The following is a 17,462-nucleotide window of genomic DNA, read 5'->3' on the forward strand; positions in this document are numbered from 1 at the left end:
TAGCCCGGGCGGCGGCCGGGCGTCAGGGGGAGCCGCGCAGGGCTGCCATCCCGGAGGCTTGCCGTCAGGCGGCCCGGATCGTCGCGAGGAAGCGCCGAACCTCGTCGCCGAGCTCGTCCGATTGGCGGGCCAGCGCGGAGGCCGAGGTCAGAACCTCGCCGGAGGCCGTCCCGGCCTGCTCGGCAGCGGCGGCGACGGCCGCCATGGTGGCGGTGACCGCGCTCGTCCCCGCGGAGGCTTGCGCGACATTCCGGACGATCTCCTGAGTCGCCACCTCCTGCTGGTCCACCGCCGTCGCGATCGCGGACGCAGCGGCATCGATGTCGCGAATGCGCGCCAGGATCGAGGCAATCTCCGAAACGGCTTGCGCCGTGACGCCCTGAATGCGGCCGATCTGGTCCGAGATCTCGCCGGTCGCCCGGGATGCCTGGGCGGCGAGGTCCCGGACCTCGCTGGCGACGACGACGAAGCCCTGGCCCGCCTCCCCGGCCCGAGCCGCCTCGATGGCGGCGTTCAAGGCGAGGAGGTTGGTCTGGCCGGCAATGCCCGCGATCACCGTCACGACGTCGCCGACCTTGGCGGCGGCGGCGCTGAGGTCCTGGACCAGGATGGCCGTCCGGCCCGCCTCGGACGCGGCGGCCTGCGTGAGGGTTGCCGAGCCGAACACCTGCCGGCCGATCTCCTGAACCGACGCGCCGAGCTGCTCCGCCGCACTCGCAACCGTGTTGACGTTCAGGGCGGCCTCCTCGGCTGCGGTCGCCACGGTGGTGGACTGGTCGGCGGACCGTCCGGCGGTGTCGGACATGGTGTGGGCTGTGGTCTGCAGCGCGGTGACGGAGGCGGCGACATGGCCGATGATCCGGACGACCGTATCCTCGAAGCCTTCGGCGAGCCGCAGCAGCGTCCGGCTGCGGTCCGCCGCGGCCGCCGCAGCCAGCAGCCGCTCGCTCTCGGCCTGCTCGTTCGCCCGTCGAGAAACCAGAGCCTTGATGCCCTCGACGGCCTTGCCGATAGCACCGATCTCGTCCGCTCGTTTGGCCTCGGGGATCGCCGTATCGATGTGCCCGGCCGACATGGTCTTCAGGGCGACGGCGAGGTGGCCGAGCGGGCGCGTGACGCCGACATTCACCAGCAGCATCCCGATGAGGATGCTGGCCGCGATGCCACCCGCCGACACGCCGATCGCCCAGGTCAGGGTCGCGCGGGTTTCCACGCTCAGCGCCTCGGAGCCTGCGCGGATCGCCGTGTTCAGGTCGTCGGCGAAGGCCTCGAGTTCCGCAAACAGCGTCTTCTGGAGCGGGTCCACCTTCTTGTGGGCGAGGGTCAGCGCCTGGGCGCTCATGCCCTTCTTGGCCATGGCGCACATCTCGCCGGTCAGCGTGGCGTAGGTTTGGAGCAGGTCCGCGATCCGGCCGGTCCGGTCGTTCAATCCCGGCGCGTTGCGGCGCACGCCGTCGAGGAGCCTTCCCGCCTCGGCCGGGAGCGGCTCGAACGCGGCCCCGACGCGATCCGACTCGTCCGGATCGGCCTCGCCGAGGGTGCGAAAGGCCACGTAGCTCATCTGATAGACGACGCGACCCAGGCGCGCCGCCATCGTGGCCGCCGTCGCGTCGTTGCCGAGATAGGCCGTGTAGGCCGCGTCGGCGGCGGCCATGCGCTGGGAGATGTACCACAGATAACCGATCGAATTCGCGGCTATGAACGCGAAGGCGACGGCGATCTTGAGAGCAATGGAAACTTTGAGCAAGTAATGCACCGCCGCGGCCCCTGGTTGGAGCCGCTCGAAAAACGCCCGATCATCGGACATTCTCCCTGCGAAGCGTCGGCGCCGGGGAGTTCCATGAGTTGCTCTTAGCCGCGGCCTAAAAAGAAGGTGCCGCGAAGTCGATCTTGAGCCGCTGCGCTGGGACGGCTTGGATCGTAAAAGATACGGGCGCGATGGCGTTTCATCCTACGGTGGCGTGGGAAGGTCGACTTCAACCACCTGAAACCGAATCGCCGGACCGGCCCCTCAGGGTGCGAGCCAGCCGCCCTGCCAGTGCGGCGCGCTCCGGCGCCAGGCGGCGCGACGGTGACCGCGGCGGTCGAGGTAGAGGAAGTCCAGCCGCTCCGCCCGGATCACGACGGCGGCGAAATTCGGCCGGCCCAGCGCCGCCGTCCCCTCGTCCGGCAGGGCGTAGGCGCCACCCGCCGGGAGGGCGGTGCCGGGACCGGGCTCGCTCCCGTAACAGACCCGGCTCATCGCCCGGGAGCCGGCCCAGGCGGCATCCGCGACGGCGTCGTCGGTGTGCAGGCTGGCGCGGCCCTCGACGCGGATCTGGACCTTCGCGGCGTCGTCGTAGGCGGCGAGCGCGCAGGCCGGACGCGCCCGGATCTCGGCGGCCTTGTCGGAGCGGCGGTCGCAGTGGAACCGCAGGGTGCCGTCGGCGCCGTCGGCCGCGCGCAGCACCACGGTGCGCAGCCGGGGGGCGCCGTCCGCACCGAGGGTTGCCAGCGCCGGCAGGTGGAAGCCGCTGCGGCCATGCGCGGCGCCGTCCGCCAGGAGCCGCCACAGCTCGGCGTAGGTGGCGTCGAGATCGTCGTAGAAGGACGGCAGCGGCGCGCGGGTCATGCCGCGCCGCGCCTCCGGCGCCGCTCCCGGAAGATCAGCGCGAGGTTGCGCAGGTAGATGCCGGTCGACAGGCCCTGGCCGATGATGATCACCGGCTCGCGCCGCACGAACCCGTAGACCAGGGTCATGATCCCGCCGAGGATCGACAGGAACCAGAAGGAGAGCGGCATCACGCTCCGACCCGCCCGCTCGCTGGCGATCCATTGCAGGATGAAGCGCGAGCCGAACACCACCTGGGCGACGATGCCGAACACCAACCAGAAATCCATCCGGGTGACGAACACGTCGTAGAAGTAGTCCGGCAGATCGTGGGCAAGCTGGATCAGCATCCGACGTCCTGGTCTGCCGGCGCGCCGGCCGGAAGGGCGATCTCCTCCGGCCGCGGATCGGCGCGCTTGCGCCGGATCAGCCACCAGACCCCCGCGAGATCGAGGAGCCCGACCCAGAGGCGGTCGAACAGGCCGTAATTCGACACGCCGGTGAGCCGGGGCCGATCCACGACGTCACGATGGACCACGGAAAACCCCTCCCGGGCCACCAGGGCCGGCATGAACCGGTGCAGGGCGTCGAAATAGGGCAGCCGGAGATACACGGCGCGGCGGAAGACCTTGAGACCGCAGCCGGTGTCGCGGGTGGAGTCGTTCAGGATCCGTCCGCGGACGCCGTTGGCGATGCGCGACTGCAGCATCTTGAACCGTCCGTCCTTGCGACCGCGCCGCTGCCCCTGGGCGAGGCCGGCAGCCGGTCCGGCCGCCTCCAGGGCGTCGAGCAGGATGGGGATGAAGGCCGGATCGTTCTGGCCGTCGCCGTCGAGCGTCGCGATGATGGTGCCACAGGCGGCGAGCGCCCCGCTGCGCACCGCCGCAGACTGGCCGCCGCTCCGGGCGTGGCGGAGCACGCGCAGCCAGGGCCGACCCGCCCGGGCCGCCGCAAGGGCCGCCGGCGTGCCGTCCGTGGAACCGTCGTCCACGTAGATCACCTCGAAGGCGAGGCCCGCGCAGGCGGCCTCGATCTCGGCGACGAGCGGCGCGATGTTGCCGCCCTCGTTCTTCACCGGCACGACGACGCTGAGGTGGGGAACGTCGCTCACGGCACCACCCCGTAGGCCGTGACGAAGACCCGCCGGCCGGTGTTGAGGTTGAAACCGTCGACCTCGGCCAGCGGCGCGGGCACCCCCCGCCCCACCGGCCAGGCCGCGTTGAAATCGTCGCGGTCGCGGGCTTCGACGAAGAGCAGCCGGCAGCCTCCGCCCTCCAGGAAGGCCTTGGCGGCGGCGCCGTCCGGCGGCAGGGCGAGGCCGGTGCCAACGAGGAAGACGAGGCTCGGCTCGCGGTAGCCCAGGCTCGCGACCTCCGGGTTCGGGCACGGCATCCGGTCGCGCAGGGCGGCGAGCCGGGGCGAGACCTTGAGGGCCGGCAGCGACAGCTGCGCCACGCCGAGCACGGCCGGGCCGAGCAGGCAGGAGGCCAGTACCCCGAGCACGAGGGCGCGCTCGGCCGAGCCTTGCGCGAAGGCGAGCCATCCCAGCGCCGCGACCACGCAGGCAGCGGCGAGCAGCGGCAGCGCGGGCCACGGGAGCGTGTGGGCATCGAGGCGCCAGCCGGCGAGGCAGAGGCCGAGGGTCAGCGCCGCCGGGATCGCCGGCAGCAGCAGGGCCGTGAGGCGCGCGCCCCGCAGCCGCGGGTCTAGCGCCCCCCGCGACAGCGCCAGCACGGTGAGGATCGCGAGCCACGGCATCAGCGGCAGGACGTAGTGGGGCAGCTTGGTCGGCACCGCCTCGAAGATCAGCCAAGCCGGCAGCACCGCGGCGATCAGGAAGCTCACGGCGGCCTCGCGCCGCGCCCGCCACGCGAAGGGCAGGCTCATGGCGGCGAAGGCCGCCCCCGGCCAGAAGGTGGCGAAGAAGGCGAGCGCGTAGGCGCCGGGCGGCCCCCAATGGCGCTCCGCCGCGCCGCCCACCTTGCCCAGCATGTCGTGCCCGACCGCCTCCGCGTAGAAGGCGCCGCCGCTCTTCCACGCGATGGCGGCGAACCAGGGCGCCACCAGCAGCACCGTCAGGGCGAGACCCGGGACGGGCCGCAGGGCCAGGAGCCAGCGCCCGGAGCGCGCCTGCACCGACAGGATCAGGGCCGGCAGCGCCACGAACAGCGGCACCATCGGTCCCTTCACCAGGATGCCCAGCGCCATCCCGACCCAGAAGGCCGCGAAGACCGGCCCCGCCGGAGCGCGGCCGTCGCGGGCCGCCAGCCACGCGCGGGCGAGGGCGCCGAGGCTCGCGGTGGCGCAGGCGACGAGGAGGGCGTCGGTCTTGGCCAGATGCGCCTCCGCGGCGAGCATCAGGCACCCGCCGTACAGGGCGGCGGCCAGCAGCGCGAACCGGCGGGACAGGAAGGCGAGCGCCGCCCAGTAGGCGAGCAGCACCGAAACGGTCGCTCCCAGCAGCGACGGAATCCGGTAGAGGGCGATCTGCGTGCGCGCCTCCGGGACGCCGAGGGCCTCGCCGGCCGCCACCGCGGCGGCCTGCGCCCAGTAAATCCCCACCGGCTTCTTGTGCCGCGCCTCGCCCTGGAAGCGGATGTCGACGAGGTCGCCCGTCTCCAGCATCTGCTTGGAGGCCTGGGCGAAGCGGGGCTCGTCGCGGTCCATCGGCTGCAGCGAGATCTGGCCGGGCAGGAACATCACCAGGCACAGCGCCAGCAGGGCCGCCACGGCGCGGCCATGGCTGACGCTCAGCGCGTCGAGCCCGCGGCCGACCCGGTCGGCATGGGCGAGGCGCGGCGTGCCGCCGGCGGAGAGGCTCGTGGTCATGCCGGGCCGGTCAATCAGGAACGCGCCGGAAGGTCAAATGCAGGGGATCGGATCCGGAGCCGCTGGCGCGGCGAATTCCGGTGCAGGATCCCGGATCAGGTTCCGCTTTCGCTTCGCCTGTCCGGGAAAGGGCGCGTTTCAAACTGAAGCGCGCTGCCCTTTCCCGGGCGCATGCCGCGACGGCGGCTCCGAAGACCCGGTCTCCCGCGTCACGCCGTCAGCAGCGGGCGCAATTCGCGCATGTCGGCGACGGCCTCCAGGGCGTTGACCCGCGCGATCAGGCGCTCCGTAGCGTCCGGCCCGAGGACCGGCGCCATCAGGTCCCGCGCCTTGGCGTTCACCGCCTCGGTGCTCAGCGGGTTCTCCTTGGTGCCGGGCGGATGGCGGGTGTGGTGCTCCACGGTCCGGCCGTCCGCCAGCGTGATCGCCACCACGGCACCGCGCGGTGCGGCCGGGTCCATCAGGGCCGGGTCGCCCACCAGCTCGACCTTCGCGCGCTCCGCGGCGATCGCGGGATCGTGCATCAGGCCGGCATCGTGACTGTCGGCAAAGGAGACGCCACCCTTCACCAGGGCCAGCGCCACGAGGTGCTGGCAACTCACATCCGGCATGGCGCTCGATCCGACGATGCCGACCGCATCCGTGGGCACCTTCACCAGGATGTGCCGCACGGTCTCCGGCGTGAGCCCGTATTGCCGGCGCAGCATCAGCGTCGCGTCGAGGGGCGACTGGATCGGGTAGCCCACCGAGAAGGTCTTGATCGCCGTCTCGGTGACGAAGAAGCGGCTGCCGAGCCCGTCCAGCATCAGCTCGGGCTTGGGTGCCGTCGAGAGGGCGTTGAGCAGGTTGTGGCGCCCGTCGAGCACGTCGGCGACGCCGGTGAGGCCGGCCTCGACCATGCCCACCGCGGTCACGCCGTTGCGCGCGCCCATGCCGGCGAAGTCGAACGCCTTCTCCACATGGTCCTTGTCGCGCACCCAGCTCCAGAGGCCGGAGACCTGCTGGGCCGCGTAGGAGAGCGCGAAGCGCATGCCGCGCTCGTCGAGGCGGGCCAGCGAGGCCGCGGCGCCGAGCGCCCCGAAGGTCGAGCTGGTGCCCTCGGCGCTCCGGTGCGCGCCGCGCACGAGGTCGGGCCCGAGGGCGAGGAGCAGGCGGCAGCAGAGATCGTAGCCGAGCGCCACCGCGCGGACGAACTCGGCGCCGGAATTGCCGTGCAGCTCGGCGAGCGCCAGGGCCGCCGGCACGGTGGCGCAGCCGGGATGCGCTTTGGTCACCGGTTCGAAATCGTCGGTCTCGTCCGCGTGGGCGCACATGGCGTTGGCGAGCGCCGCGTTGACCGTCGTGGTCCGGAAGCCGGAGGCCACGACACCCGCCTGCTCGGTGCCGCCGAGGCCCCGGACGTAGGTAAGAGCCATCTCGCCCGGCCGCATCCGGGCGCCCGAGACCATCGCGGCCAGGGTGTCGAGGATCCGGTGCTTGCAGGCGGTCAGCACCTCCGGCGGAAGCGCCTGTTCCCGCGCGGCCGCCATGTAGCGGGCGAGGCGGGCGGTGACCTCCGCCTCCGCGGCCGCGGCGGGCAGGCTGCCCGCGAGGGCGAGCGCGCCGGCGCCCTGGATCAGGCGGCGCCTCGTCGGCGCGCTCACGCGGCGACCCGCAGGCGCGCGAAGCCGGCGTCGAGGTCGGCCTTGAGGTCGGCGGTGTCCTCCAGCCCGATGTGGAAGCGCAGCGCCGGCCCGCCGGGGGACCATTTTGTGGCGGTGCGGTAGCCGGCGCAGTCGAACGGGATCACGAGGCTCTCGAACCCACCCCACGAGAAGCCCATCCCGAACAGCTGCAGGCCGTCCAGCATGGCGGCGACCGCGGCTTCGGGCACCGGCTTGAGGATCACGCCGAACAGCCCGGAGGCGCCGGAGAAGTCGCGCTTCCAGATCGCGTGGCCGGGATCCTCCGGCAGCCCGGGATGGAGGACGCGCAGCACTTCCGGCCGCGCCTGGAGCCACTGCGCCATCTCGAGGCCCGCGCGGCCGTGCTCGCGCAACCGAAGGTTCATGGTGCGCATGCCGCGCAGCGCGAGGAAGATGTCTTCCGCGCCCGCGCACATGGCGAAATGATCGAAGGTCCGGCGCACCGCCGGAAAGTACCGGGCGTTGGCGGAGGTGAGGCCGATCAGCAGGTCCGAGCCGCCGCTCAGGTACTTGGTGCCGGCCTCCACGGCGATGTCGACGCCCCGCTCGTGCGGCGGGAACAGCAGCGGCGTCGCCCAGGTGTTGTCCATGATCACGCAGGCGTCGTGGGCGTGTGCGACGGCGGCGATGGCCGGGACGTCCTGCATCTCGAAGCTCTGCGATCCGGGCGCCTCGACCAGCACCGCCCGGGTGTTCGGGCGCATCAGTTCCGCGATGCCGGCCCCGATGATCGGGTCGTAGTAGGTGACCGCGACGCCGTAGCGGGCCAGCACGCCGTCGCAGAACTGGCGGGTCGGCCGGTAGGCGGAATCGGTGACGAGGAGGTGGTCGCCCGCCGAGACCGCGGCCATCAGCGCGACCGTCAGCGCCGCGAGGCCCGAGGGCGTCACCACCGTCCCGGCGGCGCCGGCCAGTTCCGTCCAGGCCGCCGTCAGCGCGTCCATGGTGGGCGTCGCCGACGTCCCGTAATTGTAGCGCCCGCGCCGGTGCTTGATCGCGTCGTAGGTCGGATAGAGGACCGTCGAGCCGCGGTAGATCGGCGTGTTGACGAAGCCGTGCTGCTCCCCCGGATCCCGACCCGCATGGACGAGGCGCGTTGCGGGCGCGAAAGTCTGCTTGGCGTCGGGCGAGGGCTTCAGGGACATCGGGGCTCGGCGATGGGGTTGCGCTGCGGTGCACGAAGCGCCCCTCGCCCGTCGAGGTCAAGCCGGATACCCCGTGCTGCCCCGCTCAGGTCAAACATGCCCCGTGTTCACGGCTTCTCGGGCGGGTCGGAGTTCACGGCCTCCTCGTAGGCCTCCATCCAGGCCGCGCGCTCCTGCGAACCCTCCGGATAGGGGCATTCGCTGACGGGCTTGCCGTAGAGGCGGGCGTTGCGGCCCTGGATGAACGGGCTGTCGCTCGCAGTGGCCTGGGCGTTGGTCAATATCGCCTCCCGAAGATTGGGGGTGGGGCTTCGTTAACGGCCTCGCCCCTATTCTGTTGCCGTCTCAAGTCGCGTCCCGGGTCGTCGCGTGCGTATCCTGCGTTCCCTCTTCGGCGGCGTCCTCGTCCTGGCCTCGACGGCGGTCGTCGTGTTCGTCAGTGCCGACCGGCTGGCCCATCTGGCGCCGGCACCGGTGGCCCGCGCCGCCCAGGCCGAGCCGTCCGCCACCGGTTCGCTCCCGGCGCCGGCCAAGGCCACGCCCGCCACGAAGCCCGCTGTTCCCAGTATCCCGAACGGCTTCGATACCGAGCGTCTGCACGCGTTGATGCGCGGCGACCCGATCCTGCCTGGACGCTGAGCGCCCGCAGCCTCATGCCCATCCTGGACCTGATCCTGAGGGGTCGGGGCGCAGCGGAGGCCTTGAAGGGGCCCACCGGGCTGCCGCGCGACGCCCGAGGAATTCCCGTGGGGCCGCCGCGGAACCTGAGAATTCGGGGGACTGTTCGGAAGGCCGGTCTGCAGACGCGTTGCTTCACCGGTGACCATTCGAACGCTGCGGTCGACGCGCGCCTCCCGTCATCACGCGCGCAGCGAAGTGACCCAGGGCGGAGCGCCACTGGGTTGCTTCGCTGCGCTCGCAAAGACGGCGGCGCCGAAGCTATCAGCCGGAAGCGGTATCGGATCTCGGCCGCCTACCGAGCCGTCCGAAAGACCTGCAGGTCGAGGTCGCGCACCTTCTTGCGAAGGGTGTTGCGGTTGACCCCGAGGAGCTCCGCTGCGCGAATCTGATTGCCGCGGGTGGCGGCCAGCGCCGCGCCGATCAGCGGGCCTTCGATCTCCCGCAGGATCCGGTGATAGAGGCCGGGGGGCGGCAGCGTGTCCCGGTAACCCGAGAAATAATCCGAGAGGTGGCGCTCCACCGCGCTCGAGAGGCTCTCGGACTCAGCCCCGGCCTTGCGGGCGCCGCCGTTGGCGTTCGGGTTGGCGGGCGCGGCCAGCGGAAGGGTGTCGAGCTCGGCCTCGATCACCGGGCCGGTGATCGTCTCCTGCGGGTAGAGCGCGGCGAGCCGCCGGACGAGGTTTTCCAGTTCGCGGACGTTGCCGGGCCAGCGGTAGCGCTTGAGCCGCTCCATGGCGTCGCCGTCCAGCGTCTTGCGGGTGAGGCCCTCGCGCTCCACCAGCACGAAGAAGTGGCGGACGAGGTCCGGTACGTCCTCGGACCGCTCCCGCAGGGCCGGCAGCCGCAGCGGAACGACGTTGAGGCGGAAGAACAGATCCTCGCGAAAGATGCCCTGCTGGATCGAGATCCGCAGGTCCTTGTTGGTCGCCGCGATGATCCGGACGTTGGTCTTGATCGGCACCCGGCCGCCCACCGTGGTGTACTCGCCCTGCTGCAGGACGCGCAGCAGGCGGGTCTGCGCCTCCATGGGCATGTCGCCGATCTCGTCGAGGAACAGCGTGCCGCCCTCGGCCTGCTCGAACCGGCCGGCGGAGCGCTGGAGCGCCCCCGTGAACGCGCCCTTCTCGTGGCCGAACAGCTCGGACTCGATCAGGTCGCGCGGGATCGCCGCCATGTTGACCGGCACGAACGGGCCGGTGCGGCGGCGGCCGTAATCGTGCAGCGCCCGGGCGACCAGCTCCTTGCCGGTGCCGGACTCGCCGGTGATCATCACGGTCAGGTCGGTGGGCATCAGCCGGGCGAGGGCCCGATAGATCTCCTGCATGGCCGGCGAGCGGCCGACCAGCGGGATGTCCTCGTTCTCGGGGGGCGCCCCGGCCGGCGCCGCGCCGCGGGGGCGCGAGAGCGCCCGGCCCACGATGGCGATCAGCTCCTTCAGGTCGAAGGGCTTCGGCAGGTACTCGTAGGCGCCCCGCTCCGAGGCTCGGATCGCCGTCATGAAGGTGTTCTGCGCGCTCATCACGATGATCGGCAGCTCGGGGCGCACGCGCTTGATGCGCGGCAGCAGGTCGAACACGTTCTCGTCGGGCATCACCACGTCGGTGATGACGAGGTCGCCCTCCCCCTGCGCGACCCAGCGCCAGAGGGTGGCGCAGTTGCCCGTCGAGCGCACCTCGTAGCCCGCCCGTGACAGCGCTTGGTTGAGCACGGTGCGGATGGCGGCGTCGTCGTCGGCGACGATGATGTGGCCGTTCGGCATGACTCTCTACTCAGACCTCCGACGGGGGGCCGGATGTGGGATTCGACATCACGGATCGACCGCCGATTCGCGCCCGTCCCGGGCACTCGACATCGGCAGAAGGATGCGGAACGCCGTGCGGCGCGGGGCGGGATCGCACTCGACGATCCCGCCGTGATCGCCGACGATCTTGGCCACCAAAGCAAGACCCAGGCCGGAGCCTTGAGCCTTGGTGGTGACGAACGGGTCGAACAGGTCGGGCAGCAGGTCGGCCGAGATGCCCGGGCCGTTGTCGCGCACCGCCACCTCGATCGGCAGGCTGACGCGCTCGCGCGAGCCCGGCACTTGGAGCCGCAGGCCGGTGCGGAAGGCGGTCGACAGGGTGATCTCGCCCTCGACGGCGTCCGGCCCGATCGCCTCGGCGGCGTTCTTCACGAGGTTGAGGATGACCTGAACCAGCTGGTCGCGGTTGCCGAGCACCGGCGGCAGCGACGGGTCGTAGGTCTCGATGAAGCGGATATGCCGCGCGAAGCCCGACTGCGCCGAGCGCTTCACCTGATCGAGAACCCCGTGGACATTGACGGCGCCCCGGTCGGAGGGACGCTCGTCGCCGAAGAGTTCCATGCGCTCGACGATGCGGACGATCCGGTCGGATTCGTCGCAGATCAGCCGGGTGAGCATCCGGTCCTCCTCGGCGCCGGTGCTCTCCAGGAGCTGCGCGGCGCCGCGGATGCCCGCCAGCGGATTCTTGATCTCGTGGGCCAGCATGGCGCCGAGCGCCACCATCGAGCGCGCGGCGCCCCGATGGGTGAGCTGTCGGTTCATCTTGTCGGCGATGGTGCGCTCCTGGAGCATCATCACCACGGAGTCGCCGTCGTCGCCGAGCGGCGTCGCGAAGACGTCGACGCTGCGCTCCAGCCCGAGCCGGGGCTGGGTCAGCTCGACCCGGTACTCGCTGACGCTGGCGCGGCGGCGACGCACCTCGGCCACCAGCGCGATGATCGGCGAGGCGAACGGGATGATGTCGCGCAGGCGGCGGCGCTGCATCAGCCGGGCGGAGTAGTCGAAGAAGGCCTCGGCCGCGTGGTTGCAGTGGAGGATCCGCTCGTCGCCGCCGATCGTCAGGACGGGGAGCGGCAGGGCGTTGAGCACGGCCTCCGCGGCGGTGTCGCGCCGGCCGCCGCTCTCCGGGGGGAGGGACTCGTCGGTCACGCGGCCTCCCGGACCGTGTCCGCCGGACCTGCGAAGGCCCGGGCCAGCAGCGTGAGCGCGATTCCCGGATCGGTGGTCGTCAGGAGCGCCGAGCGCTCGGCCGGATGCAGCGCGCCGCCGGTCTCGGCATAGGCGGCGAGGTGCTTGCGGGCATGCCGCACCCCCATGTCGCGTCCGTAGAGCGACAGAAGGCCGGTGTAGTGCTCGGCAGCGAGGGCAGCCTGTTCCGCCCGGGCGGGCTCGGAGGCGGGCCGGCCGGCAAGGGCCGCCGCGATCCGGCCGACCAGCCAGGGCCGACCGGTGGCGGCCCGCCCGATCATCACCCCTGCGGCTCCCGAGGCCGCCAGGCAGGCGCGGGCGCTGGCGAGATCAACCACGTCGCCGTTGGCGATCACCGGGATCGACACCGCCTCGACCACGTCGCGGATCGCCGTCCAGTCGGCCTGGCCCTTGTAGAATTGCTGCCGGGTCCGCCCGTGGACCGTCACGGCGTTCAGGCCCAGCCGCTCGGAGCGGACGGCGAGATCCGCGGCGTTCCGGCTCGCATCATCCCAGCCGAGGCGCATCTTGACCGTGACCGGCACCGAGACCGCTCCGCGGACCGCCGCGAGCAGGCGCTCCGCATGGTCGAGGTCGCGCATCAGCGCCGAGCCCGAGGCCACGCCGGTGACGATCTTGGCCGGACAGCCCATGTTCACGTCGATCACGTGGGCACCGCCGGCCTCCGCCATCCGGGCGGCCTCCGCCATCGGGTTCGCCTCGCAGCCGACGAGCTGAACCACGTGGAGGTCGACGCCGGTCCCCTCCGCGCGCAGGGCCGCCTCGCCGGACCCGCGGGCGAGATCCCGCGCCGCTACCATCTCGGAGATCACCGCGTCGGCCCCGGAGCGGCGGGCGATGCGACGCATGTGAAGGTCGGTGACGCCCGACAGGGGCGCGAGCAGGCAGAGCGGACGGGCTTCCACCGCTCCGGCATTCGCAGCTCCGCGGCGCAGCGCGCTCAAATAATGATCAGTCGCCATTCTGCACAACAATGAGGCAAGGCCGGTCCGCTGGCAAGCGGGGCCGCGCGTTGATTTCGAACCCTCCCCCGCTTAAACGACGGGCACCCGCCGCGGCAGAGCTCCGGCGGCACGGCCGACCCGCGCGCCGGCCGCCGCCCTGCATGCTTCAGGAATCCACGAGACATTCGCCCATGTCCGCCACCGGCACACCAGCCACCGGACCTGCCAGTGCGGGAACCGGCGTCGCCGCGGTGGTGGTGGCGGCGGGCCGCGGTATCCGCATCGGCGGCGGCACGCCCAAGCAGTACCGCCGCGTCGGCGGGCAGGCGGTCCTGACGCGGACGCTGGCCGCCCTCGCCGCCCAGGACGCGATCGACCGGATTCAGCCGGTGATCGCGGCCGACGCGGCGGAGTTCTTCCGCTCTTGCCTCGACGAGCTCGCTCCCGCGGTCCGGACGAAGATCGCCGAGCCCGTCGAGGGCGGCGCCACGCGCCAGCTCTCCGTGCGGGCCGGGCTGGAGGCTCTGGCGGCGGGCGCCGAGCCCGAGATCGTGCTGGTCCACGACGCGGCGCGCCCCTATGTGGACGCGGCGCTGATCGCCCGCGCGATCGGGGCGGGCCGGGATCACGGCGCGGCCGTGCCCGGCGTGCCGGTGACCGACACGGTCAAGCGCGTGGTCGACATCGCTCCGGGCATCGGCCGGGTGCACGAGACCCCACCCCGGGAGCACCTGCGCGCGGTGCAGACGCCCCAGGCCTTCGCCTTCGGCCCGCTGCTCGGCGCCCACCGGGACGCCGCCGCGCAGGGCCTCGACGGCTTCACCGACGACGGCGCGCTGGCCGAATGGGCCGGCTTACCGGTGGTGGTTTTTGCCGGCGATGTCGCCAACCGCAAGATTACACAGCCCGCCGACCTGATCGAGGCCGACCGCGCCTTCGCGTCGGAAACCCTTGAGACGCCAGCGCCCGGAGCCCGCGCCATGACCACCTACGTCACCCGCCTCGGCACCGGCTTCGACGTGCACGCCTTCACCACCGGCGACCATGTCTGGCTGGGCGGCGTGAAGATCCCGGCCGACCGCGGCGTGCTCGCCCATTCCGACGGGGACGTGGCGCTCCACGCGCTGACCGACGCACTGCTGGGCGCCATCGCGGACGGCGATATCGGAACGCATTTCCCGCCCTCAGACGAGCGCTGGCGCGGCGCATCCTCGGACCAGTTCCTCGCCCATGCCTGCGACCTCGTCCGAGCCCGCGGCGGCCGCATCGACCACCTCGACATCACCGTGCTGGCCGAGGCGCCGCGCATCGGAAAGCACCGCGAGGAGATCCGGGCACGCATCGCGGCCATCGCGGGCGTGCCGCTGTCGGCGGTCTCCATCAAGGCGACGACCACGGAGAAGCTCGGCTTCGTCGGGCGGGCGGAGGGGCTCGCCGCCCAGGCCGCCGCGACCGTGCGGCTGCCCGAGGAGGACGGCCCCGCCCTCGATGCCCAGGCCGAGACGGCGATGCGGCAGGGCTGATCGTTTCCGTTCCCGGCCGCGGGCTCCCGAGACGCGGTCGTGGGGAACACGCGCGTCCTTCCTGGCGGGCAACGATTGTCGCGCGGGCGCTGTCGGCAGACCGTGACTGGCTCTCTGTTCCGTGACCCGCCTCAGGCCGTGCGAAGGAGCAGCGCGATCGCGGCGACGCCGAGCGTCGCCAGCGTCAGCAGGATGCCGCCGCCCCGGCAGGCGAACTGACGCGGGGAGTTCGGCGGCGCGAACATCCCGATCGGGTGCAGGATCCGGCCGACGAGGAGCGCGACCAGCAGCCCTTGCACCAGCCCGTGGCCGCCGCCGCCGGCTTCCAGCAGGCCGATCAGGATGAGCGCCAGCGGCACGTATTCCGAGAAATTGGCGTGCGAGCGAATACGCTTGAGCACCGCGTCGTCGCCGCCGTCGCCGAGCAGGACGTTGTCGGAGACCCGGCTCCCGATCACCCATCCCGACAGGCCCAGGTAGACGAGGGCGAGCAGCCCAGCAAAGAAGGCCGTGGTCGCGGGGAAGATCATGGATGGGGTGTCTCCGGGTTGGGGCCGCCGGTCCTTGAGCCCGGCTCGGCCTTGAGTCACAACACGAGATAGGGCGTGACCGTCCGAGGGGAGCCCGTTCGCGATGATCGACGACGCCGAGCTTCTCGCCCGGGCTGAGGCTCTGGTGGCAGCCTACGCGGCGGCCGGGTGCACCATCGCCACGGCCGAGTCCTGCACCGGCGGCCTCGTGGCTGGCCTGCTTACCGCCGTTCCCGGGTCTTCCGCCGTTCTGGAGCGCGGCTTCGTCACTTATTCCAATGCGGCGAAGGCCGAGGCGATCGGCGTTCCGATGGACGTGATCCGCCAGCACGGCGCCGTCAGCGAGCCGGTCGCGCGGGCGATGGCCATCGGAACGCTCGCCGCGGCACCGGCCTCCGTGGCCGTGGCGATCACCGGCATCGCCGGCCCGGGCGGGGGCAGCGCCGGGAAGCCGGTGGGGCTGGTCCATTTCGGTCTCGCGCTGCGGGATGGCGCCGCGCGCCATCTGGAGCGGCGCTACGGCGATCTGGGTCGCGCGGGCATCCGCCGGGCCGCCGTGGCCGACGCGCTCGGCCTCCTGGAGAATGCCTTGGGCAACTGATCACGGTTCGGGGAGGACGGCCATGGACACGGTGAAGACCCGCCTCTGCGTCGTCGGCGGCGGTCCCGCCGGGATGATGGCCGGGCTGCTTTTCGCGCGGGCCGGAATCGACGTGCTCGTCCTAGAGAAGCACGCGGATTTCCTGCGCGACTTCCGCGGCGATACGATTCATCCCTCCACCCTCGACCTGATGGACGAACTCGGATTCACCGAGCGCTTCCGTGCCCTTCCGCAGCGCCGCGTCGAGAACTTCTCGGGCGTCGTGGCCGGGCGCAGCTACCGGGTCGCGGATTTCAGCCGGCTGCCGACCCGGAACCGCTTCCTGTCGTTCATGCCGCAATGGGATTTCCTGGACTTCCTGGCCGGCGAGGCTGGGCGCTATCCGACCTTTCGCCTGCTCCGCCGCACCGAGGCGCAGGACCTGATCGCGGAGCAGGGCCGCGTCGCGGGGGTGCGCGCGACCGGGCCGGACGGTCCGGTCGAGATCCGGTCCGACCTCGTGCTCTGCGCGGACGGCCGCCATTCGCGGATGCGTGCGCAGGCCGGCTTCATACCCCGCGCCTTCGGGGCACCCATCGACGTGCTGTGGTTCCGCCTGCCGCGCCGGGACGGAGATCCGGAGGCGGCGGCCGGCCGGTTCGGGCCGGGGCGGATCCTGATCACCCTCGACCGGGGCGATGCGTGGCAATGTGCCTACGTGGTGCCGAAGGGCGGCGACGCGGCGCTGCGCGCGAAGGGCCTGCCGGCGTTCCGGGCCGCGGTGGCGCAGATTGCGCCGTTCCTGGCCGACCGCACCGACGCCATCGCCGACTGGGACGCCGTCAAGCTCCTGACCGTCACCGTCGACCGGCTCGATTGCTGGCACCGCCCGGGGCTGCTCTGCATCGGTGACGCCGCGCACGCGATGTCGCCGGTGGGTGGCGTCGGGATCAACCTCGCGATCCAGGATGCGGTGGCGGCGGCCAATCTCCTGGCCGAGCCGCTGAGGGCCGGACCCGTTGCCGAGGCCGACCTCGCCCGGGTCCAGGCCCGGCGGATGTTCCCCGTTCGGGCGACGCAGGCGCTGCAGCGGGTGATCCAGTCCCGCGTGATCGCGGCCTCGCTTGCGGCCGACGCGCCGTTCCGGGCGCCGCTGGCGCTCCGGATCCTCGATGCGGTGCGACCGCTCCAGGTCCTGCCGGCGCGGATGATCGGGATGGGTGTGCGGCCCGAGCACGTGCGCGTGCCGATGCGGGCCTGACGCCGTCCTTGCGGGCAGCTCGCCGCGCCAGTGATCCCCACCCTCCCCCTCATCCTGAGGTGCCTGCGTCAGCGGACCTCGAAGGAGCGCTCAAGGGATAGCGCGGCCGATTGGAGGGCGCCTTCGAGGCCTCCGCTGCGCTCCGGCACCTCAGGATGAGGTCGATGGATTGGACCACCGTCTTCGCGGCGCTACGGCGCAAGCGATGACGGGTCCTACGCCCGCGCCCCGTACATCCGATCCGCGCGCCCCTCGAAGGCATCGGTGAACTTACGGAAGGCCCGGTCGAACATCGAACCCATGAGGAGCCCCAGGGTGCGGCTCTTGAACTCGTAGGTGATGAAGAAGTCGACGTTGCAGCCGCCGCCCGGGCCGTCCTTGAACAGCCAGCGATTCTCCAGGTGCCGGAACGGGCCGTCGATATACTCGGCCACGATCTTGAGGTTCGCCGGATCGAGGGTCACCCGGGTGGTGAAGCGCTCCCGGATCGCCTTGTAGCCCACGCCCATCTCGGCGATCAGCACCTGCCCGCCGTCGGGCATGTCCTGCCGGCGGATCACCCGCAGGGATTCGCAGAGCGGCAGGAATTCGGGGTAACGCTCCACGTCGGCGACGAGGTCGTACATCTGCTGCGGCGAATGCTTCACCGCGCGGGTGACCCGGAAGGACGGCATGGTGTTCGGG

17 protein-coding genes are annotated in these 17,462 nt (G+C 72.0%); 4 read left to right on the top strand and 13 right to left on the bottom strand.

Features of this window, described 5'->3' with window-relative positions; all coding sequences use genetic code 11:
* Positions 1-64: 64 nt before the first annotated feature.
* The 8 genes from ACLBX9_RS06185 to ACLBX9_RS06220 all read right to left on the bottom strand — a co-directional run bounded on the left by ACLBX9_RS06185 (position 65) and on the right by ACLBX9_RS06220 (position 8,530).
* Positions 65-1,747 (bottom strand): methyl-accepting chemotaxis protein, encoded by a 1,683-nt coding sequence (locus ACLBX9_RS06185; RefSeq protein ID WP_447718290.1) that lies wholly within the window; start codon positions 1,745-1,747, stop codon positions 65-67.
* Between the two features lie 264 nt (positions 1,748-2,011).
* Positions 2,012-2,611 carry a pyridoxamine 5'-phosphate oxidase family protein gene (locus ACLBX9_RS06190; protein ID WP_447718291.1) on the bottom strand — a complete coding sequence of 200 codons (600 nt, stop codon included), beginning with the start codon at positions 2,609-2,611 and terminating at the stop codon, positions 2,012-2,014.
* Positions 2,608-2,940 carry a lipid-A-disaccharide synthase N-terminal domain-containing protein gene (locus tag ACLBX9_RS06195; protein ID WP_010686135.1) on the bottom strand — a complete coding sequence of 111 codons (333 nt, stop codon included), beginning with the start codon at positions 2,938-2,940 and terminating at the stop codon, positions 2,608-2,610. Before ACLBX9_RS06195 ends, ACLBX9_RS06190 begins: the two co-directional genes overlap by 4 nt.
* A complete protein-coding gene (locus ACLBX9_RS06200; RefSeq protein ID WP_447718292.1) occupies positions 2,934-3,701 on the bottom strand; it encodes a glycosyltransferase family 2 protein in 768 nt (255 codons plus the stop codon). Before ACLBX9_RS06200 ends, ACLBX9_RS06195 begins: the two co-directional genes overlap by 7 nt.
* Positions 3,698-5,419, bottom strand: a complete 1,722-nt coding sequence (locus ACLBX9_RS06205) for an ArnT family glycosyltransferase (protein WP_447718293.1) — start codon at positions 5,417-5,419, stop codon at positions 3,698-3,700. Before ACLBX9_RS06205 ends, ACLBX9_RS06200 begins: the two co-directional genes overlap by 4 nt.
* A 209-nt stretch (positions 5,420-5,628) precedes the next feature.
* On the bottom strand, positions 5,629-7,062 hold the full coding sequence (locus ACLBX9_RS06210; protein WP_010686138.1) for an MmgE/PrpD family protein: 1,434 nt from the start codon (positions 7,060-7,062) through the stop codon (positions 5,629-5,631).
* Positions 7,059-8,249, bottom strand: coding sequence for a cystathionine beta-lyase (metC, locus tag ACLBX9_RS06215; protein WP_010686139.1), 1,191 nt, complete (start codon positions 8,247-8,249; stop codon positions 7,059-7,061). The genes ACLBX9_RS06210 and metC overlap by 4 nt, the downstream gene beginning before the upstream one ends.
* A gap of 107 nt (positions 8,250-8,356) precedes the next feature.
* Positions 8,357-8,530 (bottom strand): ribosome modulation factor, encoded by a 174-nt coding sequence (locus ACLBX9_RS06220; RefSeq protein ID WP_010686140.1) that lies wholly within the window; start codon positions 8,528-8,530, stop codon positions 8,357-8,359.
* 88 nt (positions 8,531-8,618) lie between these two features.
* On the opposite strand from ACLBX9_RS06220, the gene ACLBX9_RS06225 reads away from it, so the two are divergent.
* Positions 8,619-8,888 (top strand): hypothetical protein, encoded by a 270-nt coding sequence (locus ACLBX9_RS06225; protein WP_010686141.1) that lies wholly within the window; start codon positions 8,619-8,621, stop codon positions 8,886-8,888.
* A 334-nt stretch (positions 8,889-9,222) separates the two neighbouring features.
* On the opposite strand, the gene ntrC is transcribed toward ACLBX9_RS06225, so the two are convergent.
* The 3 genes from ntrC to dusB are packed head-to-tail and all read right to left on the bottom strand — an operon-like array spanning position 9,223 to position 12,902.
* Positions 9,223-10,689, bottom strand: a complete 1,467-nt coding sequence (gene ntrC, locus ACLBX9_RS06230; protein WP_010686142.1) for a nitrogen regulation protein NR(I) — start codon at positions 10,687-10,689, stop codon at positions 9,223-9,225.
* A 48-nt stretch (positions 10,690-10,737) separates the two neighbouring features.
* Positions 10,738-11,880 carry a two-component system sensor histidine kinase NtrB gene (locus ACLBX9_RS06235; RefSeq protein WP_010686143.1) on the bottom strand — a complete coding sequence of 381 codons (1,143 nt, stop codon included), beginning with the start codon at positions 11,878-11,880 and terminating at the stop codon, positions 10,738-10,740.
* A complete protein-coding gene (gene dusB / locus ACLBX9_RS06240) occupies positions 11,877-12,902 on the bottom strand; it encodes a tRNA dihydrouridine synthase DusB (protein WP_447718294.1) in 1,026 nt (341 codons plus the stop codon). Before dusB ends, ACLBX9_RS06235 begins: the two co-directional genes overlap by 4 nt.
* A 173-nt stretch (positions 12,903-13,075) precedes the next feature.
* On the opposite strand from dusB, the gene ACLBX9_RS06245 reads away from it, so the two are divergent.
* A complete protein-coding gene (locus tag ACLBX9_RS06245) occupies positions 13,076-14,407 on the top strand; it encodes a bifunctional 2-C-methyl-D-erythritol 4-phosphate cytidylyltransferase/2-C-methyl-D-erythritol 2,4-cyclodiphosphate synthase (protein WP_010686145.1) in 1,332 nt (443 codons plus the stop codon).
* A 131-nt stretch (positions 14,408-14,538) separates the two neighbouring features.
* Here ACLBX9_RS06245 and ACLBX9_RS06250 read toward each other — a convergent pair whose 3' ends face one another.
* Positions 14,539-14,937 carry an MAPEG family protein gene (locus ACLBX9_RS06250; protein ID WP_010686146.1) on the bottom strand — a complete coding sequence of 133 codons (399 nt, stop codon included), beginning with the start codon at positions 14,935-14,937 and terminating at the stop codon, positions 14,539-14,541.
* 103 nt (positions 14,938-15,040) lie between these two features.
* On the opposite strand from ACLBX9_RS06250, the gene ACLBX9_RS06255 reads away from it, so the two are divergent.
* Positions 15,041-15,538, top strand: coding sequence for a CinA family protein (locus ACLBX9_RS06255; RefSeq protein WP_010686147.1), 498 nt, complete (start codon positions 15,041-15,043; stop codon positions 15,536-15,538).
* 22 nt (positions 15,539-15,560) lie between these two features.
* Entirely contained in the window at positions 15,561-16,778 is a 1,218-nt protein-coding gene (locus ACLBX9_RS06260; protein WP_447718295.1) for an FAD-dependent oxidoreductase, read from the top strand.
* 215 nt (positions 16,779-16,993) lie between these two features.
* Here ACLBX9_RS06260 and ACLBX9_RS06265 read toward each other — a convergent pair whose 3' ends face one another.
* Positions 16,994-17,452 (bottom strand): type II toxin-antitoxin system RatA family toxin, encoded by a 459-nt coding sequence (locus ACLBX9_RS06265; RefSeq protein ID WP_447718296.1) that lies wholly within the window; start codon positions 17,450-17,452, stop codon positions 16,994-16,996.
* Positions 17,453-17,462: the final 10 nt, after the last annotated feature.

Source organism: Methylobacterium sp. A49B (assembly GCF_053346215.1).